The sequence below is a fragment of the Methylocapsa polymorpha genome (genome assembly GCF_045689225.1).
Lineage (GTDB): Bacteria > Pseudomonadota > Alphaproteobacteria > Rhizobiales > Beijerinckiaceae > Methylocapsa > Methylocapsa polymorpha.
Window position 1 is genome coordinate 3,435,936 of the sequence record NZ_CP136862.1, and the last position, 25,806, is coordinate 3,461,741.

24 protein-coding genes and 1 pseudogene are annotated in these 25,806 nt (G+C 61.7%); 13 read left to right on the forward strand and 12 right to left on the reverse strand.

The window, feature by feature from the left end; translation table 11 throughout:
- Window positions 1–13 precede the first annotated feature (13 nt).
- Complete coding sequence (locus RZS28_RS15830) at window positions 14–1,330, reverse strand: MFS transporter (protein WP_407338696.1); 1,317 nt, start codon at window positions 1,328–1,330, stop codon at window positions 14–16.
- Entirely contained in the window at window positions 1,327–2,706 is a 1,380-nt protein-coding gene (locus RZS28_RS15835) for a cation diffusion facilitator family transporter (RefSeq protein WP_407338697.1), read from the reverse strand. Before RZS28_RS15835 ends, RZS28_RS15830 begins: the two co-directional genes overlap by 4 nt.
- A gap of 205 nt (window positions 2,707–2,911) precedes the next feature.
- Between RZS28_RS15835 and RZS28_RS15840 the strand changes: the two genes are divergently transcribed.
- Genes RZS28_RS15840 through RZS28_RS15850 form a run of 3 tightly spaced genes read left to right on the forward strand, consistent with a single transcriptional unit; the run spans window position 2,912 to window position 4,719 of the window.
- Window positions 2,912–3,352: a VOC family protein gene (locus tag RZS28_RS15840; protein WP_407338698.1), complete on the forward strand. Its 441-nt coding sequence runs from the start codon at window positions 2,912–2,914 to the stop codon at window positions 3,350–3,352.
- 4 nt (window positions 3,353–3,356) lie between these two features.
- Complete coding sequence (otsB, locus tag RZS28_RS15845; RefSeq protein WP_407338699.1) at window positions 3,357–4,115, forward strand: trehalose-phosphatase; 759 nt, start codon at window positions 3,357–3,359, stop codon at window positions 4,113–4,115.
- A 40-nt stretch (window positions 4,116–4,155) separates the two neighbouring features.
- Window positions 4,156–4,719 (forward strand): Uma2 family endonuclease, encoded by a 564-nt coding sequence (locus RZS28_RS15850; protein WP_407338700.1) that lies wholly within the window; start codon window positions 4,156–4,158, stop codon window positions 4,717–4,719.
- Between the two features lie 6 nt (window positions 4,720–4,725).
- Here the strand turns inward: RZS28_RS15850 and scpA are convergent, their stop codons facing one another.
- The 6 genes from scpA to RZS28_RS15880 all read right to left on the reverse strand — a co-directional run bounded on the left by scpA (window position 4,726) and on the right by RZS28_RS15880 (window position 12,112).
- On the reverse strand, window positions 4,726–6,885 hold the full coding sequence (gene scpA / locus RZS28_RS15855) for a methylmalonyl-CoA mutase (RefSeq protein WP_407338701.1): 2,160 nt from the start codon (window positions 6,883–6,885) through the stop codon (window positions 4,726–4,728).
- 147 nt (window positions 6,886–7,032) lie between these two features.
- Window positions 7,033–7,428, reverse strand: a complete 396-nt coding sequence (locus RZS28_RS15860; protein ID WP_407338702.1) for a hypothetical protein — start codon at window positions 7,426–7,428, stop codon at window positions 7,033–7,035.
- Window positions 7,429–7,660: 232 nt separating this feature from the next.
- Window positions 7,661–9,496 (reverse strand): methylmalonyl-CoA mutase family protein, encoded by a 1,836-nt coding sequence (locus RZS28_RS15865; RefSeq protein ID WP_407341147.1) that lies wholly within the window; start codon window positions 9,494–9,496, stop codon window positions 7,661–7,663.
- A gap of 248 nt (window positions 9,497–9,744) precedes the next feature.
- Window positions 9,745–10,086 carry a small metal-binding protein SmbP gene (smbP, locus tag RZS28_RS15870; RefSeq protein ID WP_407338703.1) on the reverse strand — a complete coding sequence of 114 codons (342 nt, stop codon included), beginning with the start codon at window positions 10,084–10,086 and terminating at the stop codon, window positions 9,745–9,747.
- 223 nt (window positions 10,087–10,309) lie between these two features.
- Window positions 10,310–10,648: a DUF1491 family protein gene (locus tag RZS28_RS15875; protein ID WP_407341148.1), complete on the reverse strand. Its 339-nt coding sequence runs from the start codon at window positions 10,646–10,648 to the stop codon at window positions 10,310–10,312.
- A gap of 138 nt (window positions 10,649–10,786) precedes the next feature.
- The gene (locus RZS28_RS15880) at window positions 10,787–12,112 is read right to left on the reverse strand and encodes a DUF2254 domain-containing protein (RefSeq protein ID WP_407338704.1); all 1,326 of its coding nucleotides are present in this window, start codon (window positions 12,110–12,112) and stop codon (window positions 10,787–10,789) included.
- Window positions 12,113–12,422: 310 nt separating this feature from the next.
- Between RZS28_RS15880 and RZS28_RS15885 the strand changes: the two genes are divergently transcribed.
- From RZS28_RS15885 to RZS28_RS15895, 3 genes are all read left to right on the forward strand, one after another.
- On the forward strand, window positions 12,423–13,805 hold the full coding sequence (locus RZS28_RS15885; protein WP_407338705.1) for a M20/M25/M40 family metallo-hydrolase: 1,383 nt from the start codon (window positions 12,423–12,425) through the stop codon (window positions 13,803–13,805).
- Window positions 13,806–13,928: 123 nt separating this feature from the next.
- Entirely contained in the window at window positions 13,929–14,276 is a 348-nt protein-coding gene (locus RZS28_RS15890) for a hypothetical protein (protein WP_407338706.1), read from the forward strand.
- Window positions 14,277–14,280: 4 nt separating this feature from the next.
- Entirely contained in the window at window positions 14,281–14,688 is a 408-nt protein-coding gene (locus RZS28_RS15895) for a hypothetical protein (RefSeq protein ID WP_407338707.1), read from the forward strand.
- 49 nt (window positions 14,689–14,737) lie between these two features.
- On the opposite strand, the gene murJ is transcribed toward RZS28_RS15895, so the two are convergent.
- Both murJ and RZS28_RS15905 read right to left on the reverse strand, forming a co-directional pair.
- On the reverse strand, window positions 14,738–16,261 hold the full coding sequence (gene murJ, locus RZS28_RS15900; protein ID WP_407341149.1) for a murein biosynthesis integral membrane protein MurJ: 1,524 nt from the start codon (window positions 16,259–16,261) through the stop codon (window positions 14,738–14,740).
- Window positions 16,262–16,268: 7 nt separating this feature from the next.
- The gene (locus tag RZS28_RS15905; RefSeq protein WP_407338708.1) at window positions 16,269–17,273 is read right to left on the reverse strand and encodes a glycosyltransferase family 2 protein; all 1,005 of its coding nucleotides are present in this window, start codon (window positions 17,271–17,273) and stop codon (window positions 16,269–16,271) included.
- Between the two features lie 234 nt (window positions 17,274–17,507).
- Here RZS28_RS15905 and RZS28_RS15910 point away from each other — a divergent pair, with 234 nt between their 5' ends.
- The 4 genes from RZS28_RS15910 (at window position 17,508) to RZS28_RS15925 (ending at window position 20,572) form a co-directional block, all read left to right on the forward strand.
- Window positions 17,508–18,365, forward strand: coding sequence for a ChbG/HpnK family deacetylase (locus tag RZS28_RS15910; protein WP_407338709.1), 858 nt, complete (start codon window positions 17,508–17,510; stop codon window positions 18,363–18,365).
- A gap of 28 nt (window positions 18,366–18,393) precedes the next feature.
- The gene (locus RZS28_RS15915; RefSeq protein ID WP_407338710.1) at window positions 18,394–19,173 is read left to right on the forward strand and encodes an SDR family NAD(P)-dependent oxidoreductase; all 780 of its coding nucleotides are present in this window, start codon (window positions 18,394–18,396) and stop codon (window positions 19,171–19,173) included.
- 166 nt (window positions 19,174–19,339) lie between these two features.
- Window positions 19,340–19,669, forward strand: coding sequence for a hypothetical protein (locus RZS28_RS15920; protein ID WP_407338711.1), 330 nt, complete (start codon window positions 19,340–19,342; stop codon window positions 19,667–19,669).
- Between the two features lie 33 nt (window positions 19,670–19,702).
- Window positions 19,703–20,572, forward strand: coding sequence for a hypothetical protein (locus RZS28_RS15925; RefSeq protein WP_407338712.1), 870 nt, complete (start codon window positions 19,703–19,705; stop codon window positions 20,570–20,572).
- Window positions 20,573–20,716: 144 nt separating this feature from the next.
- On the opposite strand, the gene RZS28_RS15930 is transcribed toward RZS28_RS15925, so the two are convergent.
- Window positions 20,717–20,941 (reverse strand): hypothetical protein, encoded by a 225-nt coding sequence (locus RZS28_RS15930; RefSeq protein ID WP_407338713.1) that lies wholly within the window; start codon window positions 20,939–20,941, stop codon window positions 20,717–20,719.
- 257 nt (window positions 20,942–21,198) lie between these two features.
- On the opposite strand from RZS28_RS15930, the gene RZS28_RS15935 reads away from it, so the two are divergent.
- The 3 genes from RZS28_RS15935 to RZS28_RS15945 all read left to right on the forward strand — a co-directional run bounded on the left by RZS28_RS15935 (window position 21,199) and on the right by RZS28_RS15945 (window position 25,167).
- Complete coding sequence (locus RZS28_RS15935) at window positions 21,199–21,459, forward strand: hypothetical protein (RefSeq protein WP_407338714.1); 261 nt, start codon at window positions 21,199–21,201, stop codon at window positions 21,457–21,459.
- Window positions 21,460–21,759: 300 nt separating this feature from the next.
- Window positions 21,760–23,358 carry a glutamine-hydrolyzing GMP synthase gene (gene guaA, locus RZS28_RS15940; protein WP_407338715.1) on the forward strand — a complete coding sequence of 533 codons (1,599 nt, stop codon included), beginning with the start codon at window positions 21,760–21,762 and terminating at the stop codon, window positions 23,356–23,358.
- Between the two features lie 576 nt (window positions 23,359–23,934).
- Window positions 23,935–25,167, forward strand: a complete 1,233-nt coding sequence (locus tag RZS28_RS15945; protein ID WP_407338716.1) for a hypothetical protein — start codon at window positions 23,935–23,937, stop codon at window positions 25,165–25,167.
- A 137-nt stretch (window positions 25,168–25,304) separates the two neighbouring features.
- On the opposite strand, the pseudogene RZS28_RS15950 reads toward RZS28_RS15945, so the two are convergent.
- Window positions 25,305–25,639: pseudogene (locus RZS28_RS15950) on the reverse strand (helix-turn-helix domain-containing protein).
- Window positions 25,640–25,806 lie beyond the last annotated feature (167 nt).

The window sequence follows — 25,806 nt, forward strand, 5'->3', positions numbered from 1 at the left end:
AAAGCAAGCCTGATTAGTCAGCCTTGCGGGAAACCGTCTTCCAAACATAAAACGCCGCGCCGAGATTCAAAACGCCGAGCGCGGCGAGGAGAATGGGCTCGGAAAGACCGACGCTCTTGCTTTGCAGGACGACTGTGAGAAGAACCCCAGCGACAATGAAGGCGGAGTTGAGGATATTGACGCCGCCGACGATGCGGGCGCGCATGTGCTTGGCCGCGTCGGCCTGGATCGCGGTGAACAGGGGCACGACGAACAACCCGCCGGCTGTGGCGAGGCCCGCGACGTCGAAGGCGATGCGGACGCCGATCGCCGAGCTCAGGAAGGTTGGAATATCGATTTCCGTCGTCGCCGTCGGAAGGCTCCAGGTCGCCAGGCCGAGATCGATCAGAAAGCCGGCCATTCCGAGCGCGGCGAGAGGAACCGGCGCAAGCAAAATGCGTCCGCGCGCGATAATCGCGGCGGCGAGGGAGCCGATCCCGATCCCAAGCGCAAAAAAGGCGCTGATCGCGGTCTCGACGCCAATGCCGCCGCCGGTCTTGTTGCGGATCACGACCGGCACGAGCGAAAGCGTCACCGCCCCGGTCATCCAGAACCAGGAGACCGCCATGCTCCGGCTCCAAAGGCAGGGCTCTCGCTTGACCTCGCGCAAAAGGTCTCGCGTCGAGGCGAACACATTGGGGTTCACCCGCAGGTCCGGCGCGGCGCGTCCGGTCAAGGGAATGAAAAGGCTCGCCGCCCAGCAGGCGAGAGCGATCGCCATCAGCTGCGCCATGGTTCCCTCGGGCGTGCGCCCCACCGCCGACAGGCCGCCGGCGATCAGCCCCAGGAAAATGGCGATGAATGTCGCGGCCTCGACCAGCGCATTGCCGGCGACCAGTTCATGCCGTTCGAGAAGGTCGGGCAGGATGCCATATTTGATGGGGCCGAACAGGGCCGAGATCACGCCGAGCCCGAACAGGGCCGTGTAAAGCAGCGGCAAGGAGGCCTGCCATAGGCCGATGGCGGCGATGACCTGCACGAGAATTTCAGCGAATTTCAAACGTTTCGTAAGCCGAGCCTTGTCTTGCGCGTCAGCCATTTCGCCGCCAAGGCCGGAGAGGCAGAGCGAGGGCAGCATGAAGATCCCGACCGCGAGCGTGATCAGCGGGCCGGCGTCCGCCTCGCCGAGCCTGAACAGGATCAGCATTGCGAGCATGTTGCGCACGAAATTGTCGTTGAAGACGGAAAAGAACTGGCACCAGAACAAGGGCGCGAAGCGCCGCGTCCGCAAAAGGCCGATGAGCATGGGCAAGGGCGCCGAGCCCGCGGCGCGATCGACGTTTGTCTTCATGCCAGCAACGGCTCGGCGTGGCCGACGATTCGGACGATCTCGGCAAAGTCATCGCGCACCTTGCGTTCCAGTTCGTCGACCCGTTCGTGGACCTCGTCGACGCTGAGCTCAGGATTGACGCGGCAATGATAATTCACGACCAATCCAGCCGGCGTTTCCCGGACCCTGACATTGTGGACGTCTCGGATGGCGCCGGCTTCGGGCGCGCTTCGCGCAAGCGCCGCCGTGATTTCGGCATGGGTCGCCGCGGATGCGTCATGACCTTGCAACTGGCGGGGCTCCTGCGGCTCGATATGGGTCTCGACTTCAATGTCATAGCCGAGCTCTTGGCGGATCTGGCGCTCGAGCCCGGAGACGATCGCATGGGCGTTGCCATGCGTCATGCGGCCGTCGAGCTCGACGTCGAAGCTGATCGAGGTTTTACCGTCGATCTCTTGCAGGGTCACATGATGCACCTGAACATGACGTTTTGCCGCGATGAGCGAAACCCGCTGGAGCATGGTTTCATCGTCGAGCGCGATCGGCTGCGTCGCGACGGTGACGGCCACTTCAGGGTGCGCTCCGGCGATCGCCGTGAGGACATTCGCCTTGATCGCCGCGGCTTTTTCAAGCGACAGGGTCCTAGCGACCTTGATTGAAATATCGCCGATCACCTCGGAGCCGGCCGGACGCAGGCGCGCCGTCGTGACGTCGATCACGCCCGGCACCGCGCGCACAATCGACGTCACCTGCTCGGCGAGGCCTTTCGGCGCCGCGTCGGTCAGAGTGTCGACCGTGCGCCGCGCGATCTTATATCCGGCGACCGCGACGAAAGCCGCCACTCCCAAAGCCGCGGCGGCGTCGCCTTGCGGATAGCCATAATGGGCGGCGACGAGCCCGCAGAGCGCCAGGGCCGAGCTCACGATATCGCTTGAAAAATGCAGGGCGTCGGCGGCGAGCGCTTCGCTTCGCGTCGCCGTCGCGATCCGGCGCAGCGAACGCCAGCGCACGAGATCGACGATGATGGAGACGATCAAGACGCCGAAAGCGAGCGCATTGGCTTCGACGCGAACGTCGTCGCTGGAGAGCCGCCTGACCGCCTCGACGAGGATGTAGACAGCGAGCCCGAACAAGAACCCTGTCTCGACCAGCGCCGCCAAGGACTCCACCTTGCCATGGCCATAGTGGTGATCCTCGTCGGCCGGCTTATTCGCAATCCGGATCGCGAAATAGGTGAGGGCCGTCGATGCGACATCGGCGAGATTGTGGCCGGCCTCGGAGAGAATCGCCAGCGAGCCCGAACTGACGCCGGCGACAAGCTTGCCGAGCGTCAAGAGGGAGCTCGCGGCGATCGAGGCCAGCGCCGCCCTTTCCTTGAGCCGATTGGCTTCGGTCATCGCCTTTTCCCGCCGCATCGCCGAAGGCGTCCGCACCAAGGGTCCGGGCCCCACGCCAAAGGATTTAGCAGAGGCTCCCATTGGGCGCCAACGCCGGCTCGTGTGCTATATATCATCCAATGCCTATGCTGGGCCTCTAATTCGCCGGCGGTCGATCGATTTGATCATCGCGAGATCGGATCAAATGCCTCCAGAGGGAACGAACATGGAATATCTGCATACGATGGTCCGCGTCGCGGACCTCGCGCAATCGCTCGAATTCTATGCCGATAAGCTCGGCCTTGTTGAGGTCCGTCGGGTCGAAAATGAAACCGGCCGCTATAGCTTGGTCTATCTGGCGGCGCCCGGAGATTTGGATCGCGCGATGAAGTTCAAGACCCCTCTGCTGGAGCTGACCTATAATTGGGATAGCGAGGCCTATAGCGGCGGACGGAATTTCGGCCATCTCGCCTTTGCCGTCGAGGATATTTACGCAACTTGCGACAGGCTCATGAAAGCGGGCGTGACCATCAACCGCCCGCCGCGCGACGGCGCAATGGCTTTCATCCGCTCGCCCGACAATATTTCAATTGAGCTTCTGCAGAAGGGCGCCTCGAAGCCGAAGCAGGAGCCCTGGGCGTCCATGCCGAACACCGGGGTTTGGTAAGATATTGGCCGCTCGCCCCGAGCCCTTGCCGCCCGGCGGTCTGGCGAAACTGGCGCCGGGGTCTTCCTGCGCCTATTTCTTCGATGTCGACGGCACGCTGCTCGAGATCAAGCCGCGGCCGGAGGATGTCATCTCGGATGAGGACCTGCGCCTGCTGCTTGTGGCGCTCGCCGCCGTCGCCGGGGGCGCGCTGGCTCTGGTCAGCGGCCGGATGGTCGACGACATAGACCGCATTTTCGCGCCGCTGGCTTTTCCCGCCGCCGGGCTGCATGGCGCGGAAATCCGGTTCCCGGATGGATCGCGCACGTGCGCGGAAAGCGCTGTCATGGACGAAGCGCGGCCCAAATTGCGCGATTTCGTCGCCGCGCATCCGGGCGCCCGATTGGAGGACAAGGGGGCGACGCTCGCCATCCATTTCAGGCAGAGGCCGGAGCTTGAAGGCGAGGTCCGGGCCTTTCTCGCTGGCTTTGCGCAAGGCGGCCTTGCGGTGCAGGAGGGCAAGCTCGTCGCCGAGCTCAAGCAGGGTCAATATAATAAGGGAGCCGCCATCGCGGCCTTACTGGAGGCGCCGCCTTTCCTCGGACGCAGGCCGGTCTTCATCGGCGATGATCTGACCGACGAAAAGGGATTTCGGCTCGTCAATGAAAAGGGCGGACTATCCGTCCGAGTCGGGCCGCCGGAGAATGCGACCGAAGCGCGGCTGCGCCTCAACGATCCGGCGGAGCTACGACGAGAGCTCGGGGCGCTCGTTGCGGTTTGTTGAGTTTATTGCGCGATGGTAGGCTGCGCGCGGAGATTTAGCGATGCCGGAGACCATTACTCAATTGGGGGAAGGCTTTCCCCGCCGCGCATTCACGGCGGATGAGGTTCTGCGCATGCAGGAGGTCGGCATTCTCGACGATGACGAGCGCTTCGAGCTAATCGAGGGAGAGATCGTCCTCATGCAGGCGAAGAATTACCCGCATGAGCGGGTCAAGCTGGCGCTTGTGCGGGCTTTTTCGCGCGCTTTGCCGGATAGGCTTCAACTCGGCGTCGAGACAAGCCTTTATCTATCCGGCGTCACGATCCTCGAGCCGGATCTTTCGATCTTTCCGATGATGGACACGACGAAGGTGCGTGGTCCTGACATTTTGCTCGCCGTAGAAGTGGCCGACGCGACCTTTGCAAGGGACAAGGGCGTCAAAGCCGCGCTCTACGCCAAATATGGCGTGCGCGAATTATGGGTGATCGATGCGGCGAAGCTCGAGACTCATGTGCATCGCGATCCAATCGATGGGCGATGGAGCGCGGTGGAGCTTTTGCGCGCCGGCGATGTCCTGACTCATGAGAGCGCGCCTGGATTTGCGGTGAAGCTCGGCGAAATATGATGTCGCTTACGCGGCCGCCTCTTTCTGCTGATAGCCGAGCCGCCCGTTCAACAGCTCGATGAGGCGCGCGGCGGCGTCGGGGATGACCGTCCCCGGCGGAAAAATCGCGGCGGCGCCTGCTTCCTCCAGCGCTGCGAAATCCTGCGGCGGGATGACCCCGCCGACGACGATCATGATGTCGGGGCGGCCTTCGCGCTCCAGCGCCGCGCGCAATTGCGGAACCAGCGTCAGATGTCCGGCGGCGAGCGACGAGACGCCGACGATATGGACATTGGCGTCGATCGCCTGGCGGGCGACCTCATCGGGCGTCGCGAATAGAGGGCCGATCAAGGCCTCGAACCCGAAATCGCCGAGCGCCGAAGCCACCACGGTCTGGCCGCGATCATGCCCATCCTGGCCGATCTTGGCGACGAGGATGCGCGGCTTGCGCCCGTCATTCTCGGCAAAGGCGGCGACCAGGCTTTTCACACGGGCGATGGCCGCCGAATTTGGGCCAGCCTCTTGCGCATAGACTCCGGCGACGGCCTTGATCTCGGCGCGATGGCGGCCAAAGATTTTTTCAAGCGCGAAGGATATTTCACCGACCGTCGCCTTGGCGCGCGCGGCCTCGACGGCGAGCCCGAGCAGATTGGCGCGGCCCCTGGCGCCTTCGGTCAGCGCATCGAGCTTTTCCGCAACAAGCCTCCCGTCGCGCTCCGACTTCAATTGTTCGAGCTTCCTGATCTGCTCGGCCCGCACAGCCGCCGGATCGACTTTCAAAACCTCGATCGGCTCCTCGGCCTCCAGCTTGAAAATGTTGACGCCGATCACCGCTTGAACGCCGCTGTCGATGCGCGCCTGCGTCCGCGCGGCGGCCTCCTCGATGCGGCGTTTTGGAACGCCGGCCTCAATCGCCTTCGCCATGCCGCCGAGCGCATCGATCTCCTCGAGATGGGCCAAGACTTTTGACGCGAGTTCGGCGGTGAGCCGTTCGACATAGAATGAGCCGCCCCAAGGGTCGATGATGCGCGTCGCGCCGCTCTCTTGCTGCAGGAAGAGCTGGGTATTGCGCGCGATGCGGGCTGAAAAATTGGAAGGCAGCGCAAGCGCTTCGTCGAGCGCATTCGTGTGCAGCGATTGCGTATGACCTTGCGTTGCGGCCATCGCTTCGATCTGCGTGCGGATAATATTGTTGAAAGGATCCTGCGCGGTGAGCGACCAGCCGGAGGTCTGCGCATGCGTGCGCAAGACGAGGGATTTTTCTGATTGCGGGTTGAAGCCTTTCGCGAGCTTCGCCCAAATGAGCCGCGCGGCGCGGAATTTTGCGACCTCCATGAAGAAATTCATCGAGGAGGCGAAGAAAAACGAGAGACGCGGCGCGAATTGATCGATATCGAGACCGGCCCTGATCCCGGCGCGGATATATTCGACGCCGTCAGCCAGCGTGTAGGCGAGTTCAAGATCGGCCGAAGCGCCGGCCTCCTGCATGTGATAGCCGGAGATCGAGATCGAATTGAACTTCGGCATATTTTGCGCGCAAAAGGCAAAAATGTCGGCGGTGATGCGCAACGACGCCTCGGGCGGATAGATATAGGTGTTGCGCACCATGAACTCTTTGAGAATATCGTTCTGAATTGTGCCGGAGAGTTCGGCCATTGGCGCGCCTTGCTCCTCGGCGGCTACGATGTAGAGCGCGAGCGCTGGCAGGACCGCGCCATTCATGGTCATCGACACCGAGATTTTGTCGAGCGGAATGCCGGAGAAGAGCGTCCGCATGTCCATGATCGAATCGATCGCGACGCCGGCCATCCCGACGTCGGCGGCCACGCGCGGATGATCGGAATCATAGCCCCGATGCGTGGGAAGATCGAATGCGACCGAAAGCCCCTTCTGGCCGGCGGCGAGATTGCGGCGATAGAAGGCGTTCGAGGCCTCGGGCGTAGAGAAGCCCGCATATTGGCGGATGGTCCACGGCCGCTCGACATACATGGTGGGGTAGGGGCCGCGAAGAAAAGGCGCGGCGCCCGGAAACGTATCGAGCCAGTCGAGACCTTCGAGGTCTTTTGCGCAGTAGATCGACTTTACCGCGATCCCTTCGGGCGTCAGCCAATCTTTGTGCGAGATTGCGTCGGCTTCGACCGCCGCTTGCGTGAAGGCCAGCTCGGAAAAATCGGGAATGCGGCTCACGGCATATCCTCCCGGCCGAATAGACCGCGGGTGAGCCGAATTATAGGGCGTTGCCTGCTAAGCGGCCATCGCTTTCGTCGCGGCCGCAATCCCTGCGCGAAGGGATTGCGCTTGGGCCTTGCGACGATCTTGTAGGACGAGATGTCTTCAGCTTTGCCGGGCGGCGCGCCAGGAGCCGCCGCATTGCAGCGTCGGAGAAGACCAGGTGCCGGAGCCGGAGGCGCCTATGACCTTACCCGCAACATGGGCGACATTGGCGTCGCGACGAAACGCGACGGAGACGATTCCGCGCCGGTCGATCTGACCGCTGGCCTGCATCATGGCGTCGCTGGAGGAGCTGATGCGCCCGCCGGATACGGAGAACGTCCAATGATAGGCTTTGTCGCAAGAGCCTACCTCGGTGATGATGTCGACGGCGTAAACCCCATCGTGATTTTCGACGGAGGCGAGCTTGTGCTGCGCATTCGCCGTTGTCGCGGCAGGCAAGATGCTCACAGCGCAAAGCGCCGCGGCGAAAATATGTGGATATCGGACCAGGCTCATTCTCACTCCTCCTTTCGGCCTCTCGGCGCCAATGCAATTTCAGGCGGAGTGACGAAGCGCTCGCTCTCCACAATTAAGGTACAAGGAAAAAATGTGGCATTTTCATGCTTCGTATGAAGCAGTGAAGCACACTAAAGCAATTTGAGGGTGGATGGCTGGTCAGACCTGCGCTAAAATGCCGCATGTCAAAATGATGCGGCGACCTGCGCGTCCAATGATCTAAGAAAATTGGTCAGTTATCACAAACAGCACTTGCGAGCGCGCGCTCCAGAATCGCCAGCGCATCGCATCCGGGATAAATGAAATCGGCTATTCCTGCGTCGCGTAAGGCGGTTTCCGCTTCGTCCGGCTGGGCGGCGAGGTAAATGCGTCCAGCGGCCGCCGCAGCGAGCGCCCACGCAGTTTCGGCGACCATCTCCGCTTGAACCGCCTCGGCCGCGCAGATGCAGGCGATTCGGCAGCGCGCGTCGCGGAAGGCTTCGGCCGCCTCCTGAGCGGTCTCGAACCCGGCGCAGCTCAAAGCCTCCAATCCAGCCGCCGCGAACAGGTTTCGGGCGAAGTTCGAGCGCTGCGAAAAGCCCTCAGCGGTCCCAAGATTGGCGAGGAAGACTCGCGGCCGCGCGCCGGTTCGCGCGCGCTCCGCTTCGGAGGCGGCGCGCAGAATTTCGTAAGGCTCGGCGTCTCGCTGCGAGGGCAGGGGCGTGCATTGGAGCACCGTTGGCGCAGGCTTCTCAACATCGGGGGCGGGCGCCAGCACGCGAACCGGCGCTTCGGCGAGATCGGGAAAGGCGCTCGTGCCTATGATGGCCTGAGCGCGATGCGCGATCGCCTGCCGTCTGGCTGAAGCGGTCGCCGCGATCTCCTCTTGCGGCAGGCCCACTTCGAGGCTCCTGATCATGCCGCCGGATTTTTCAATCCTCTGAAACAGCGCCCAGGCGCGCGCGCAGAGCTCTTCGGTCAGCTTCTCGAAACTGCCCGCGCCCGCGGCGGGATCGATGACCTTCGCGAGACTCGCCTCGTGGACGAGCAGCAATTGCGTGTTGCGCGCAATGCGGCGCGCGAAATCATCCGGCAGGCCGAGGGCGAGTGTGAAAGGCAAAACAGTAATGGCGTCGGCGCCGCCAAGGCCGGCCGAAAAGACCGCCATCGTCGCGCGGAGAATGTTTGTCCACGGATCATGCTTGGTCATCATCCTGAACGCGGTTTCGGCATGGAGCCGGATCGGTTTCGGCGCGAGGCCGCAAGCGGTCTCGACGCACGCCCAGAGCCGCCGAAGGGCGCGGAATTTGGCGAGGGTCACAAACTCATCGGAGTCAGCCGCGAGAAGAAAGGCAATTTCGTCGCGCGCCCCCTCCAAAGAAAGGCCGGCGGATTCGAGAAGCCGAAGATAGGCGACGCCGGTCGCGAGCGCAGCGGCGAGCTCCTGCGCTTCGCCCGCGCCAGCTTCGTGATAGGGTCGACCGTCGGCGAGCATGAGACGCCCCGCGAAACCCGCGTCGCGCAGGACCTTGCTCGCCTCGGCCGCCTCGCGTCCGATTTCGGCAAATGCGGCGGCCGGGACGCCCGAACGCGCGAAATGACCGATCGGATCATGGCCGAAGTCGATGTCAAGCGCGGCGGAGGTCAGACGCCGCTTTCGCGCGAGCGCCAGGAAGAATTGCGCGATCTCGAGGGCGCGGGCGCCGGCGTCGAGCCGCAGCGAGATCAGATCGAGCTCTACTCCGGCGAGCGCGTCGTCGAGATCGCTTTCGCTTGCGATCGCAACCCCGAAGCCGCGCGCCGCCGGGGCTTGCGCTATGGCGAGGGCAAGGGCGTCGGCGCCGTTTTCGAGATCCGCGCGCGCCATGGCGTTCGCCGTCGCCGCCTCGGGATGATCCACTCTTTGCGAAATCCGCCAAGCGCCGGGTCTCTGCCGCAAGGCGCGCGGAGCATCCGCGATGGAGCGCGGATAGAGCGGCTCAATCGGCAGGCCTTCCGGCGTCGTCGAGATGAGAGTTTCGAAGCCTCGGCCGCCGAGAGCGCGCCGGACGAGTTCGCGCCAGCGCGCTTCGTCGATCGGCGGGAACAATTCCGCGATGTCATCGACGCCTGGAAAGGTCATTCGCGTTTCCGGTCCGCCTGGCCGCATCTCCCTTATTGCCACGGGCTGATGGGCGCGGCCAAGCAATCATGTCGCCGAGAGGCGGGGAGACTGAGCGGCGTTCCCGATTAGATCGCTCCGCCCTCCGTCAGACCATCCGGCCCATCAATGGCAAACGGGCAGGAGTTTCTTCCTGCCCGCGATCGAAGCGCATGTTTCAAGCCTGTGCGGCTGCTTTATTTCGCCTGGTTGAGATGAGCCAAGGCCGACTCGGCGGATTTGGTCGCGGCTTCGGCATGGTCCGCCTTGCCTTCCTCGACCGCATCCTTCAGGTCCTTGATTGCGGCTTCCGTATGAGGATTGGCCTTTTCCTTCTCTCCGGCCTCGGCATGCTGCAGCGCGACTTGAGCATGGGTGGCGAGTATATTGCCATGTCCTTGTTTGCCATGATCAATTGCTTGGTTCGTGTGCTGAATCGCCTCCGCTATGTGATCTTCCGCGGCAAAGGAGACGCGCGGCGCGAAAAACGCCGCGAGACTGAGGCTCAAGGCCAAGGCGGCAAGTCTACGAGAGATCATCGATCTTCCTCCCAAAGAGGTGAATGCTTCACGGTAGGTTTCTATATATTTTCTATAGGGTAGCCAGTGAATGATGCCTGCATGGCGACCTGTTTGTCAATCGGACGAAGGTTCAAGATCATCGCCGCGTAGACGCCGACATAGATGGGGCGCTCCAGCATGCGCGGCGAGTCTGCATGTTGCGCCCTGGAAGGCGGCGTCATTTCGAATCGGAGCTAGGCGGTCAGGCGGCGAGATCGAGAAAGCAGCGGCCCTGGCGATCCTCCGTTTCGACGATCCAGATATCCGGGTCGAAATGGATTTCGCGGGCGAGCTTCAACTCGGCTTCCGCCGGATCGATCCAGGGATCGCGATGCAGCCGCGCGAAAAGGCGATCCTGGCCCTCCTTCGCCTCGCCTGAAGGCGCCGGGCCAAATAGGGCGGCGGCGCCGTCGAGCCGGTCGATCTTGACAAAGATTGCGCCTGCCTCGGCCGACCCGCGACGGCGCAGGACCGCATAGGCGCCCTCACATCCGCAGCGGCGCAGATAGGCTGCGACCCAGATATCGGCGCGTAGCCGCATGTCTCTCCCGCCGTGATCGAGGAATCTGCGCATTGGTCCGGCCCGCCTGAGCGAGCCGGTTTTCACTTCGTCTTCCAGAGCGACGAATCCTGATCCGGCTGCGCCGCCGCTGTCAATGCTGCACCGGCGGCCGCGACATTAGTCCTCAAGGGCGGTCCCCGATTCGAGCATGGACAAGCGCTGGCGCAGCCGTTCGAGATCATCTTCCTGGAGGCGTTCGACGCAGCCGGCGATCAATCGTTTGCCGCGTTCGAGCAAACAGAGCCGGATTGCGGGCTCGTCAACCGTGCTGGCGATATCGCCGAGCGCCCGCATCAGCCGAAGGCTGACCGCGGCGTCGGCGACGGAATAGTGACGGATCTGTTCGAACGCCAAGTCGAGCAGCCCGCTAAAATTGATCCAGGGAACGACGACGCGCAGCACATGCGGCGGATCGTAGAAATGGCTGCGCGGCGGCGCGCGGCCGATCCAGCGGATCAAGATGCAGCTGAGCTGATCGACGCAGCTGATCGCCGTGGTCGGATCATTGATAGCCGGCGAGATCGCTCTCAGCGCTATGTCGACGATTTGCACAATGCCAAATTCGACATCCTGCTGCATGGTGCGGGTGGGGCCGATGTCGATTGCGGCGAGAAGCTGGAGCGTTCGCTCCTCGGCGATGCGATCGCCGCGCGAAACCCGCATCAATGCGACGCCTTCCGGAACGAAATGGCCAACCCGCCGCTCCAGGCGCAGGCAGATCCGGTAGGATTTGGCGAGCGAGCGAAGGCGGTCGATGTCGACAAATCTTATGTACCCGGATTGCCGACTCGCGATCACGAACTCCAGCTTTTCGGGAAAGACTCCGAAGGCCTCGGCGAGCTGCGAAGGCCGACGCTGATCGGGCATCGACGCATCGATGACCAGCTCGGTCTCCCGCCTGATGCGATCGACGATATGGTTGACGCTGATGGCGTTCGAAATGTGGTGAATGAAATAGATCAGCCAACCGACGCAGACCGGCGCGAGAATCATGGCTCCCGTCACCGTCGCGACAGGCACGAAAGCATAGGGTAGCGACCGGGCGGCCGGAAGCGCCGCGATGCAATAGGAGAACGTGCCGAGGAACACCCCGAGCGTCCATTGCGTGACGCGATCCCTGACGAAACTGACAAGGATTCGCGGGGAAAACTGCGTCGACGCTAGGGTCAGCGTCATCAGAAGGATCGCGAAGACGATCGACACGACGGTCATGACCGATGTGGCTATGTCGGTGAGAATGGCCTGGGCGACCTGAGGATCGGCATGCGACGGAAACAGCACGTCCGGCACAAAGGCGCTGATCTCGGGCGTCTGCTCCTCTAATGAGGAGAGAATCGCGCCGGCGGCGCCGAGCGTGAGCGCGATGACGAAGGGACGAATGAGAAACCCGCCCCGGAATGCGTATAATGCCGAACGAAACAGCACGGGCAGGCTTTTGGCCATTTGCGATGATTTTCCTGGAGCGCCTTTCAACCGAGCAGACCCCGCCGGTTGAAAGAGAATCGCTCAAATCAAAGAGCTGGAGCATGTCCCCGTCGAAAATGGGGATCAAGTTTTTTGGGACGCTCTCCACGATCTATCGATGTGGCTCCGCGAGCGCCGCCTATTTTTCCCGCCGCCGCCGTAATTGCAGGATAGCTCGGAAGCCCGGTCGAAGGGTCGGCAGCCCTGACCGCGAGCGAAGCTCGGCCGATCATCGATGATTTAAGAAATCGCCGCATTATATTGCGATTCCAGTCTGCAGGGGATTTACATGGCTGCGCTCGAAAAAGTTCTGGCGAAAATTGACGCAAATCTCGAACCCGCCTTGGGACGACTCTTCAAGCTTATCGAAATAAAGTCGATTTCGACCGATCCGGCCTATGCCGGCGATTGCGCCGCGGCGGCCCAATGGCTCGTCGACGAATTGAAGGGTCTGGGGTTCGAGGCGTCTCTGCGCCCGACGCCGGGCCATCCGATGATCGTCGCGCAAGGCAAGGCGCCGCGTCCCGATGTGCCGCACGTGCTCTTTTATGGGCATTATGACGTGCAGCCGCCGGACCCGCTCGACTTGTGGGAGACGCCGCCTTTCGAGCCGCGCCTCGCCGAAGTCGAAACCGGCAAGCAGATCGTCGGGCGCGGCGTCGCCGACGACAAAGGCCAGCTGATGACCTTTGTCGAAGCCTGCCGCGCCTTCAAGGAGACGGGCGACCTTCCCTGCAACATCACGATTCTCATCGAGGGCGAGGAGGAAACTGGCTCGCCCTCGCTGCCGGCCTTTCTTGCAAGCCACAAGGACGAGCTCAAAGCCGATCTCGTCCTCGTCTGCGACACGGGGATGTGGGATCGCACGACCCCGGCGATCACCACCATGCTGCGCGGCCTCGTCCTCGAGGAGGTCGTGATCCATGGCGCCGATCGCGATCTGCACTCGGGCATTTTTGGGGGCGCGGCGATCAATCCGATCCGGGTGCTGGGGCGCATCATTAGCGATCTGCACGACGAGCATGGCCACATCACTTTGCCGGGCTTCTATGATGGCGTCTCCGAACTGCCGGAGGAGGTCGCCGCGCAATGGCGCGAACTGCACGCGCATGAGGGCGATTTTCTCAAAAGCGTCGGCCTCTCCGTTCCGGCTGGCGAGGAGGGCCGCAGCGTTCTGGAGATGGTCTGGTCGCGTCCAACTTGCGACGTCAATGGCGTTATCGGCGGCTATACGGGCAAGGGTTCGAAGACGGTGCTGCCGGCGCAAGCCAGCGCCAAATTCTCGTTTCGTCTCGTCGGCGCCCAGGACCCGGCCAAGATCGCCGAAAGTTTCCGCGCCTTCGTTCACAAGCGGCTTCCCGCCGATTGCCGCGCCGAGTTTCTCTCGCATGGCGCTTCGCGCGCGCTGCAGTTGCCATTCAGCTCCGAAGCCCTGTCGCGGGCGAGCCGGGCGCTGCTGGCCGAATGGGGCAAGGCGCCGGTCTTCGCCGGCTGCGGCGGCTCGATCCCGATCATCGGCGTGTTCAAGAACGACCTTGGAATGGATAGTTTGATGATAGGTTTCGGCCTCGAGGACGACCGGGTCCATTCGCCGAACGAGAAATACGAGCTCTCTTCGTTCCATAAGGGCGCTCGCAGCTGGGCGCGCGTCTTGAACGCGCTGGCGCTTTAGGGCGCCGGAAGCATATTGGCCGGCTGCGTTCACGAGGGCTTGAACGATGAGCTGGCGTGCGCAGGCGAGCCATCCGTTACAATGTTACGGTCGCCTGAGGTTGCAATGCGAAAGGACAGAGAAATGACGTTCAGGGCGCTTGGACTGGGGATTGGCGTCCTCTTATCGCCGCTTTGCATTTTGACCGCGGCGGCGGAAGACAACCTTGTAACCATAATCGAGCCTGCCGATGGGGCGAAGCTCGAGGCGAAGCACGCATCCAAGCTTGAATATGAGGTGAAGCCCGTCGTGAAGGCCGATCATGTGCATCTCTATGTCGATGGCGACGAGGCCGCTATGTCGCATACGTTAAAGGGCAAGTTTGATCTCCGGTCGCTCAAGCCGGGGGAGCGCAAGCTCTGCGTCCGGCCGGTGAGCAAGGGCCATGCGCCGATCGGCGCGGAAAGCTGCATCACCGTGACGGTGCAATAGCCGCGTGGAGTTTGAGAACGCGCTCTATGCCGGCGTGCAAATCGCTCATAATTTCGGCGCCGCCGCCATAGCCGGCACTCCAATCGCGGCCCTTTGGTTCGCCGAGGCGCGGCAGGCCTTGCTGCGCCCGCTGGCGTGGCTGACCTTCATCGCCTGGCTCGTCCAGGCGGCGAGCGGTCTTGGATTCGGCGCGGTGAGCTTCTTCATGGAAGGCGAGCTGCCCGAGATTCACCATTTGGCGCTGGCTGCGCTCATCGTGAAGATTCTTTGCGCGGCGTTGGCGCTCATTCTCCTTTCGTTTCATTTCTTGAGACGCGGCGGGACGCCGCCCGGGGTTGCGATCTGGCGCCGCTTGTGCGGTCTCGGGCTTACGGCCTTGACGGCGGCTGCCGTGCTTCGGTGGTTTTCATAGATCTGTTGGCCTGGGTCGCATGTGCTTGGTCCGTGCGCACACCCGCCTTCTATCGCCGCAGCTTGACGCCAAAGATGCGCAGCCCAATGAAAAGGACGACGCCGTAGACGGCGGCCCCGGCAAGGCCGAGGATCACGAGCTCGGATGCGTCGGCGAAGCGGCCGAGTCCCCTCACCAGCCGCTCGATGGGGAGGGCCGCAAAAAGCGCGAAGGCGGCGAGCGCGGCCGAAGCCGTCGTGACTGCGGTGGCCGTCTTCCACAGGAGAAGATCGGGCTTCATCGCGCCACGTCGGATCGCAAGAAAAGCCAGCAGCACGAGATTGATCCATGCGCCTACGGCGGTCGCGCTGGCGAGCCCGACGGCGCCCAGCGGCGTGAACAGCACAATCTTCAGGGCGACATTGATCGCGACCGCCGTCAGGGCGATCATCATCGGCGTTTTGGTGTCGCCATGCGCCTGGAAACTCGCGACGGCCGAACGCACGAGCACAAAGGCGACGAGACCGAACCCATAGGCGGCGAGCACCGCCGCTGAGGCGTCGGCCGCCTCGGCCGTGAAAGCGCCGCGAAGAAAGACTCCGCGCATGATGGAATCCGGAATCATGATGAAGGCGACGAAAAAAGGCGCGGCGAGCGCGAGCGAGAGCGCCATGGTTCGCGTTTGCGCCTTCAAGGCCGCGTTCGGTTTGCCTGCCGCGAGAAGCTTGCTCATTTCCGGCAAGAGCACCGTCCCCGCCGCGATCCCGATCACACCGAGCGGCAGTTGATAGATGCGGTCGGCGTAATAGATCGAGGAGGGGCCGCCGGTCGGCAGCATCGAGCTGATGATCGTATCGGCGAAAAGCGCGATCTGGGTCCCGGCCGAGCCAATCACGGCCGGCCCAAGAGTCGACAGGAATTGCCTCACATTCGCGGTCAGCGCCGGACGCGCGATTTTTTCGAGAATGCCGGCGCGGGAGGCTGCGGCCGAGGTGAGGGCGAGCTGAAGCAGGCCGGATACAGTCAGGCCCCAGCTCGCCGCGCTCCCGGCGTTGGGGAAAAGAAAAGCGAGGCCGAGAAATACCATCATGGAAAGATTCATGAGCACCGGCGCGAAGGCGGCGGCGGCGAAATATCCATGCGCGTTCAAAGTGCCTGATTGCAGGGTCACGAGCGTAATGAACAAGAGATAGGGAAAGGTGATGCGCGTCAGCGTGACGGTGAGCTGGAACTTCTCAGGATCGGCGCGAAAGCCAGGCGCAAGCAGATCGATGAAAGCAGGGGTGAAAGCCCAGGCGAGCGCGAGCAGGAGGATCTGCGAAGCGAGCAAGCCCGAAAAGATCTGGCCGGAAAAGATTCGCGCGCCGGCGACGCCCTCGTATTGAACGACGCGCGAATAGCTCGGAACATAGGCGGAGTTGAAGGCGCCCTCGCCGAAAATGGCGCGAAAATGATTGGGCAAGCGTTGCGCAACGACGAAGGCGTCCGCGGCGAAACCCGCGCCGAGCACGGCGCCGAGGACCATATCGCGGAGAAAGCCCGAGAAGCGCGAGAGCAGCGTGAAGCCGCCGACCGAAAGAAGGCTCTTCAACATCGAGAGCTCAGGTCCGGTCGCGGTTTGGGCGCGGAAGCTGCTCGTCTTGGAGGAATGGAGCAATGCCGATGCGCTCCTCGATCAGATAGAGCGGCCGCCGCTTCACCTCGGCGAAGATGCGGCCGATATATTCGCCGATAATGCCAAGCGAAAGCAGTTGAATGCCGGCGAAGAAGGTAATCGACACGATCAATGAGGCGTAACCGGGGACGTCGACGCCGAAAATGAGGGTCCGGGTCAGGTAAAATGTGGCCAAGGCCAAAGCGAGGACGGATGTGGCGACCCCGATATAGCTCCATACTTTGAGCGGCATGGTCGAGAAAGACATGAGCCCGTCGAGGGCGAAATTCGTCAATTTCAAATAGCTGAATTTGGAGGAGCCATGCGCGCGCGCCTCGACCTCGAAGGGCACGCCGATCGATTTGAAGCCGATCCAGGCGTAAAGGCCCTTGGAGAACCGCGCGTGCTCGCGCATGGTCCGCAGCGCGGCGACGGCCTTCGCGTCGAGGAGACGAAAATCGCCGGCGCCTTCCGGCAGGCTGGTTTCGCCGACCGAGCCGAAAAGCCGGTAGAAGCGCTGGGTCAGCATCCGACGCAAACGGCTGTCGGCGCCCCGATCGGTGCGCTGGCCGAAGACGTTCTTGTAACCGTCGCGCCAAAGCCCGACAAAGGTCTTGATCGCCTCCGGTGGGTGCTGAAGGTCGGCGTCCATGATGATGGCGGCGGCGCCCCTCGCGTGATCAAGCCCTGCCGCTATCGCGACCTCTTTGCCGAAGTTCCGGCTGAGGGACAGGGCGCGGACGCGCGGGTCTTTTTCATGCGCGGCGCGGAGAACGTCGAGCGTGTCATCCGTCGATCCGTCGTCGACGAAAATGACCTCGAACGAAGGCGCGCAATGTTCCAGCACCGGCAGGAGCCGTTGCAGCAAAGGTCCGATATTCTCAGACTCATTATGAACTGGCGCGACGACGGAAAGCTCCGCGTCCGCCACGCCCGCGTCGGATCTCGTCATTGTGGCGGCCTCTTCCTTGAAAGCGCCGGGCCCGGAGAGCGCTTTTCCCTATCGCGTGGACTGACGTGATCGAAAAGAATCGCTCGAACTCTAATGAGCTGGAGCATGTCCTGGTTGAAAAAGTCCATCAACTTTTTCAAATACATGCTCTAGTCTTCGGGCTTGAATTGCGCAAGACAACGGCGAAATTCAGAACGCCGTCGGCGCGTAGGGGATCTCAAGGAGTTAATGTTCATGGGCGTGGCCGAAGCTTCCTTTTCATTCAGCCTTTGCGCCGATGATTTCGCTCTATCGCCCGGCGTCAGCCGCGGCATTCTCGAAGCGCTGGACGCTGGCCGCCTAAGCGCGACAAGCGTCATGACGACGCGCCCGTCTTGGCCGAAAGGCGCGCGCGCGCTCTCCCAATTCAAGGGGAAGGCCGACATTGGCCTGCATCTCAATCTGACGCTCGGGGCGCCGCTGAGCGCCATGCCCAAATTCGCCCCCTCGGGCTATCTGCCCGGCATCCATCACGTGCTGAAAGCGGCGCAAAAATCCGAGCTGCCCGAAGCCGAGATCCGGCGGGAAATTTCCCGTCAGCTCGACAGCTTTTGCGACCATTTTGGCGCGGCGCCCGATTTCGTCGACGGGCATCAGCATGTCCAAATTCTACCGCAGATCCGGCATTGGCTTTTCGAATGTCTCGAAAAGAAGGGATTTTCCGGCAAGACCTGGCTGCGCAACAGCGGCGATCGTCCGTTGCAAATTTTGCGGCGCGGCGTCGAGCTGAAAAAGGCGCTTGGGATAGCCTGGCTCGCCAGGGGGTTCGCCCGTGAGGCGGCGCGGCGCGGCTTTTCCACCAATTACGGCTTTTCCGGCTTTTCGAGCTTCGACCCCTGCCGCGACTACGCCGCCGATTTCGCCGCCTATCTCCGGGCGCCCGGCGGACGTCATCTCATCATGTGTCATCCGGGCTATTGCGATGAAGAACTTGTCTCCGCCGATCCCGTCACCCTCACGCGGGAGCGGGAGCTGAGCTTTCTTCTCTCGCCGGCTTTCAAGAAACTGATTGAAGAAAATCGGGCGAAATTGTCGCGTTTCAGCGCCGTCTGAGCTTCCTTTCGCTTATAGGGACAGGATCATGTATCGCGCTTCTGCAAGTCATGGCGTCGCCTGGGTGACGGGGGCGAGCTCGGGAATAGGCCGGACGGTCGCCATCGAGCTCGCGCGACGCGGCTACAAGGTCGCGGCGACGGCGCGCCGGAAGGATGAACTCGCGGCTCTCGCGGCGGCTTCGGATAATATCTTCAGCTTTCCTGGGGATGTCGTCGATGGCGCGCATATGGCGGCTCTCATGCGCGAAATCGAGGCGGCGCATGGGCCAATCGCGCTCGCCTTTCTCAATGCGGGAATCTATTTCCCCGCCGAGGCCGATCGCTTTTCCGCCGGGCTGACTTGGCGCACCTTCGAGATCAATGTGGGCGGCGTGGTCAATTGCCTCGATCCCATTCTCGCCGCGATGCTGTCGCGAGGCGGGGGCCAGATCGCGATCAACGCATCGCTCGCAGGTTATGGCGGCATCCCGGGGTCGACCGCCTATGGCGCGACCAAGGCGGCGCTGATCTATATGGCTGAGGCGCTCAAGCTCACCTATGAACCCAAGGGCCTTACCGTTCAGGTGGTCAACCCGGGCTTTGTCCGCACCGAGATGACCGCGCATAACACGCATTTCGAAATGCCGTTTTTGATGGATGCGGAGCAGGCGGCGAGGATCATCTGCGAAGGCTTTGAGCGGGGGGGCTTCGAGATCGCCTTTCCGCGTCGACTCGCCTGGTTCGCCAAGGCCGTTCGCCTATTGCCTTATGCGCTGTTTTTCCCGGTGATGGAGCGCGCGACGCGGGAAGCCCGGCGGGATCTTTGATTGGGCCCTTTAAGCAACTGAAACAGCTTGCATAATCGGGGGTTGTGGCTTCGAAGACACAGGGCCGCAAAACCAAGACGGCTGAACTTGCCAAAGCCGCCAAATCAACCGAATCCTCATATCCAATCTGCTGCCATCTTTCGTGGCGGTTCAGGGGGGAGGAGACATGCGGCTTGCAATCGGGACGGCGGCGTCATTCGGCTTCGGAATGATTTTGGCCGGTTGCGCAATATCGTCACAGCTCGGATTAGACCCGATAACCGGCACGCTGGCGTCGCCAATACGCCTGCCTGATAGCGTGGTGGGCTACGAAATCATCTGCGACCAGGGTACGCGTTTCTGCATGATGCGGGCTGAAGCCATTTGCGGCGGGCCTGACTACAGAATAGCGGACAGGCCGTCAGAAGCGCCGCGGGTTCAGGCTCTTATCGACGAGTACCGGTTCGTGCCGGTGAACACCAGCAATCCATATATCATAAGGATTGTTTGCGGCTGACCGCGCTTCGACCAGATTCTTGAGGCAAATTTCGTGTCCTGGCTCGCCCCACACTCCTTTTGCCGGGCGCCCCTTTTGGCGCTGGCGCTTACGCTTCCGACGCTTGCGCGAGCGGAAGATGCGGAAAGCCGTTCAAAGGGGACAGTCGATACCGAGCACATCTTCGGCTTCACCGAAGGCGCCGATATTGGCGAGAAGGGCGAAAAAGAGCTCGAGGACACGATAACAGGCCGTTTCGGCAAAGACGGCCATTATGCCGGGCTCGCGCACGAAACAGCCATCCGTTACGGCGTCGTTGAGGGCTTCCGAGCAAGCATTGGGGCGCTTTCCGATTATCACGCCGTCTCCGGCGTGCCTGATCTCGCCGATCGTCACGCCCTGAATTTTAGCGGCGTGACGAGCGAGTTCAGATGGCAGCTTTTGGAGCGCGAGAGTTCGCCTCTCGACCTCACCCTATCGTTCACGCCGCAATGGCAGCGCATCGACGATTTATCGGGCCAGCGCGTGCAAAGCTACGCCTTCCCCTTCGAGCTTCTTGCCGACGTGGCCCTGATCCCAAACAAGATGTTCGCCGCCTTCAATCTCACCTATGCGCCCATCTTCACGCGCAACGGAGGAACATGGGGGCAGCAAAACCCCGTTGAATTCTCCTTTGCCGTCTCGGCGGCAATAGCCGACAATGTTTTTCTAGGCGCCGAAGTCCGACATCTGACCCTCAACGACCATGGCTTCTTCTCAGGCCATGCTCTCTTTGTCGGGCCAAGTTTGTTTGTGAGGCTGTCCGACGCCGTCGCCGTCAAGGTGGCGTGGGATGCGCAGATTCCCGATGAGACAACTGGCCGCCTCGATCTTGCGAACTACGAACGTCAGCAAGCGCGTCTGCAGCTTGCCATCGGTTTCTAAGTCTCGCGGCGCCCGGCGGGAAAGCGCCGACAAGCCTACGTCATTGCTTTTGGCGCAGTGTTGCAGCCTGTCCCTAAGTCGATTGCGGCCTCCAGCAGAAACGACGCTGGGAGCCGCGCTTGCGCGACCGCTGTGAGCGGAACGTCAGTTCGACGCGTAGGCGGCGTTCACGCTGGCGAGCGTAGAGCTGTTCGCCGTCGCAACAGAATGATCGTCAGAGTCGCCATCATGGCCAGCATTGACTTCAGCGGGTTTGACGGGCGGTTGTGATGGCGCGGTCGTCTGCGGTTGACTCACGGGAGGATTGGCGGACGAGCGACTGGCGTAGAGCGCTTGAGCGCCGAAGGCGGAAATTGCGGAAATAGACATGATGGCGAAAGCCTTCGATTTGAGCGGCATGGCGGCCATCATGGCCGCGCTGACGGATCGCAAATGAAAATGCGACCATGCGCCGATCGAGAAAGTCTGATTCATTCAGACGCAGGACGCATAATCGGAAAGCCTTATCGTTTCCTTGCCATCGGCGCGGAACCGGGCGGGTCCAAGCTGGCCGGGGAATTCTGTTGCTATTGCGGGCCATACGTGAGCAGTGTCCCGACGTAACGATATAAAGAGAGATTGAGAAGATGAAACTAAGCACCCTGGTCACGGCTGGCATGATTATCGCTCTAATGGCCGGTCCGTCTTTGGCGTTTGAAAATCAGACAAAAGCAGACAGCAATCGTCTGGTTCAAACCGTGAGCTGCAGCGTCAACGATGAAAACAAGCAGGCCTATTGCATGAGAGCCTGTGAGGAGAGCTACATCGACGCCAGCCAGAATTACGCCGCCACGCCCCAATCGCGCACGGATAACCGGAAGGCATGCGAAACCAAGTGTGGATGCTGATTCGGTTGCTTTGAACTAAATTCAAACAGCCTGAATCCAAAAGCCTGCTTCATGCGAGACCTCGGCTCCAAACGGCGCCGAGGCTCCGCGCAAGATCACCGCAAGCTGCAAAAGCAGCTCACTCCGTGAGCCGGGAACGGCCGCGAGCGGGTGCGTCCTGGCCGCAACCTGGTCGACTATTGGCCGAAATGGTTCTTGCCGAGTTCGACCTGAGCCTTCCTGAGAGGCGTCGCCAGAGAGCGGTTGCGCTAAGCAAGCCGATCGCCTAATCGAGCATTTTGAGGCTCAAGGGCGCGGCAAATGGCGGAGGACGAACTTCATAAGGACATTGTCCATCATCACGACAAAGTCCTGATCGTCGATTTCGGCTCGCAAGTGACGCAATTGATTGCGCGCCGGGTTCGCGAGGCGGGCGTCTATTGCGAGATCGCGCCTTTTCAGCTGGCCGAAAGAGCTTTCACGTTCCTCGCGCCGAGGGCCGTCATTCTCTCTGGAGGCCCGGCCTCCGTTCATGACCAAGGCGCGCCGCGCGCGCCCGATGCGCTTTTTTCAGCAGGCGTTCCTGTGCTCGGAATCTGCTATGGCGAACAGGCTATGGCGGCGCAGCTCGGCGGCAAGGTCGCGGCCGAGCATCATCGGGAATTTGGCCGCGCCGAGGTCGAGGTTCTGGCGGAAAGCGCGCTTTTCGACGGCGTTTGGACAAAGGGCGGACGCTACCCTGTCTGGATGAGCCATGGCGACGCCGTGACGGAGCTGCCGCCTGGCTTTTCCCGCATGGCGACCTCGGCCAGCGCGCCGATGGCGGCGATCGCCGACGAAGCCAGGCGCTTCTATGGCGTGCAGTTTCATCTCGAAGTCGCGCATACGCCGGACGGCGCGAAGCTGCTGTCGAATTTCGTCCATAAGGTCGCGGGGCTCAAGTCCGATTGGACCATGCGCGCCTTCCGGCAAGAAGCGATCGCCGCGATCCGCGCGCAAGTGGGCGGCGGCCGCGTCCTTTGCGGCCTCTCGGGCGGCGTCGATTCTGCGGTCGCCGCGGTTCTGATCCATGAAGCGATCGGCGAGCGGCTGACCTGCGTCTTCGTCGATCATGGGCTTTTGCGCCAGGGCGAGGCGGAGGAGGTCGTGCGCCTCTTTCGCGGCCATTACAATATCCCGCTGGTTCACGTCCAAGCGCAGGACCTGTTCATCAACGCCTTGATCGGCGTCAGGGATCCGGAGGAGAAGCGCAAGACCATCGGCCGCCTGTTCATCGCCACTTTCGAGGCGGAGGCGAAGAAGATCGCCGCCGACGGCCGCGGCGCGCCGGAATTTCTCGGCCAAGGCACGCTTTATCCCGACGTGATCGAAAGCGTCTCCTTCAGCGGCGGTCCGTCGGTCACGATCAAGTCGCATCACAATGTCGGCGGCCTGCCCGAACGCATGAACATGACGCTCGTCGAGCCGTTGCGCGAATTGTTCAAGGACGAGGTGCGCGAGCTTGGCCGTGAGCTAGGCCTGCCGGAAGCCTTCGTCGGCCGGCATCCCTTTCCGGGCCCGGGCCTCGCCATCCGCTGCCCCGGCGGCGTCACGCCGGAAAAGCTCGCGATTCTGCGGCAGGCGGACGCGATCTATCTCGATGAAATCCGCAAGGCGGGCCTTTATGACGAAATCTGGCAGGCTTTCGCGGTGCTCTTGCCGGTGCAGACCGTTGGCGTCATGGGAGACGGCCGCACCTATGAATTCGTCTGCGCCCTGCGCGCCGTCACCTCGGTCGACGGCATGACGGCGGATTTCTATCCGTTCGACATGAAGATCCTCGGCCGCGCGGCGACCCGCATCATCAACGAGGTCAAAGGCGTCAATCGCGTGGTCTATGATGTGACATCGAAGCCACCGGGCACGATCGAGTGGGAGTGAGGGGTGGTGACCATTGAAAAATTATCCATGTAATTCAATGACTTATATTATTCAGGATATCATCGGTGATGCATCGTCCATAGTACCGAACGATCCGATAGTTTGTTGATTCATCAAGAGATTTTGTTTGATCGCAAGCAGTTTTGGCTTCCGGCAGTGTGTCGTATTGACGGTCTTTCTGACGGTTCCTTTTGAAGTGCACACCAGCGGAAAACGAAAGACCGTCATATCGAGCAGGTCGCGCTGACGGTCTTTTTTCGAAGGACAGCAGGCGCGCCAACAGCGATGTGGCAATGTTTGTGGGCGGCTTACACAGGGATAGAGCAGCGTACAATTGGCGACTGAGACATGTCGATAGACATCGATCGTGGTCGGACTCTAGCGAGTGCTGCTCGCTTGTTGCGGAGCCGCCGTACGAGTCGCGACAACAAGTGGTTCTTCCTGAATGGCGCCAGCTTGTTCATAGGTCTCGGTCTGTTTCAGAGCATGTGTAGCGAAGGTGTCGCGCGCATTAGGATGGTCTAGCAGCCCTTCAATTGCGCCTCGGCCGGTGCGCGCGTTCTGGAAAGGATGATCGTGGCGAGAGTCTTTACGCGTGAGCAATTCTACGAACTCGTCTGGTCCAAGCCGATGACGCGCTTGGCGAAGGAGTTCGCCATCTCTGATGTTGCGTTACACAAGATCTGTAAAAAGCATGGCATTCCTAATCCACCACTCGGGTGGTGGGCAAAAAAGGCAGCCGGAAAGAAGGTGAAGCAGATGCCGCTGCCAGAGGCCAAACCCGGCGCCTCTGACAGGATCACCATCGCCGACGGGGACCTCAGCCGCGAATATTCGGCATTGGCCAGTGTGCGCGAGCACGCGCGCATTCGTGCATCTGAAGGCGATGAAGATCAGGCTGCGCCGTCGTTGCCGATCATCGACCGCACGCTGGATAGGCTCAGGAAGGCGAAGCCGTCCGATGTTGGCATCGTCGCTGCCGATGGTGCTGGGGTCATCAAGTGCGAGGTCGCGCCACCATCTATCGACCGTCTCGCTATCATCCTGCCCCGAATTGCACGCGCTGCATCGTTGCAGGGGTTCGAACTGGTGGCAGGGGACGGATCCGCGCAATTCAAATCTGAAACTGAAGCCATTGCATTCTTGGTCACGGAGACGGTCAAGCGCGAGAAGCACGTTCTGACCGATGCCGAGCGTACTAAGGAGGAAGCCTGGCAACGAAAGCGGGACCGGGCAGGGCGGCTGAATTCTTGGGACAATATATTCTTCGACAAGCCGCAATTTCCAGAATGGGATTTCCATCCGGCCGGCCAGCTCTCATTCGAGCTTGAGCAGGTCTACGTCTTTGGGAGCGGAAGCTCTCCACGACGCAGCTTCCGCGATGCGAAAGTCCAACGGCTTGAGAATATGGCCAGTGACATTGCTGTGGGCCTTGCAGTGCTCGCTGCGGCGAAGACGGAACAACGCCTCAAACGCGAGGCGGAGCAGCGAAGGATCGAGGAGGAGCGGCGGCGACACGAACTGGCGGCGCGCATCAAGCACATCGAAGATCGTCGAGCTGCCGGACTTGGGGCAATCCTAGCCGAACTCGCTGAACTCGATCGGCTGCGTAACTTCATCGCCATGCTGATAGCAGAGATTCCAGCCGAACCGACGCCGCGTCTGTCGGCCTTTCTCCCTTGGGCGAAGGACCATCTGGCAAAACGCGAAGCGCGCCTTTCGGCGCAAGCGCTTGAGGATCGGTTTGCAGCCGAGCACCTGTTCGGTGACGATGATGATCACGGCTTCACGCCGTCTAGATGGTATTAGGCCAGAGGAGCGGGGCGATTGGATCGGTGAGGCATGCCGGCGCGTATTCGAAGATGACGGTCTCGCTGGCCCCTACCTTGCTGCGGACCAGGCCAACCGGACGCTTACGCCCTTCGATGTCGATATGAACTTCAATATCAGACATGATCAGTCGGCCCCGATGTGCGCTTGAGGCGGACGCGTTTCGGCAGCTCCGCGCTGGCTAGGGCCTGGCCGACGCTGTCGTGCGTGATATCGGCGATCCCACCCAGACCATCGAGCAGGCCAAGCGCCTGCAGGACGGCGGCATAGATGCCGACGCTGACATTGGTGTTGCCGGCTTCGACCTTTTGCAGGGTCGAGCGGGAGGTGAAGACGCGCTCGGCCACGACCGCCATGGGCAGCCGCCGCCGATGGCGGCATCGTGGATATCCGCACCCAGTTTTCGCAGGGCGCGCCGCACAGCGGCGGGCGGGTGGTGTGGTGTCGGCATTTGCGCTCTTCGTACTCCCAATGCGGCGTTTATGTAGTATGAAGATTGCAATTTTTACTGGGGAGAAGGTGCTGCCTGCCGGATCGATCTCAATTCGTTTCTGGTGTGGTGGTGAGGGTGGCTGGCCAGTTTGATACAGTTCCTCCGTCTATTCGGGCCTTTATCCG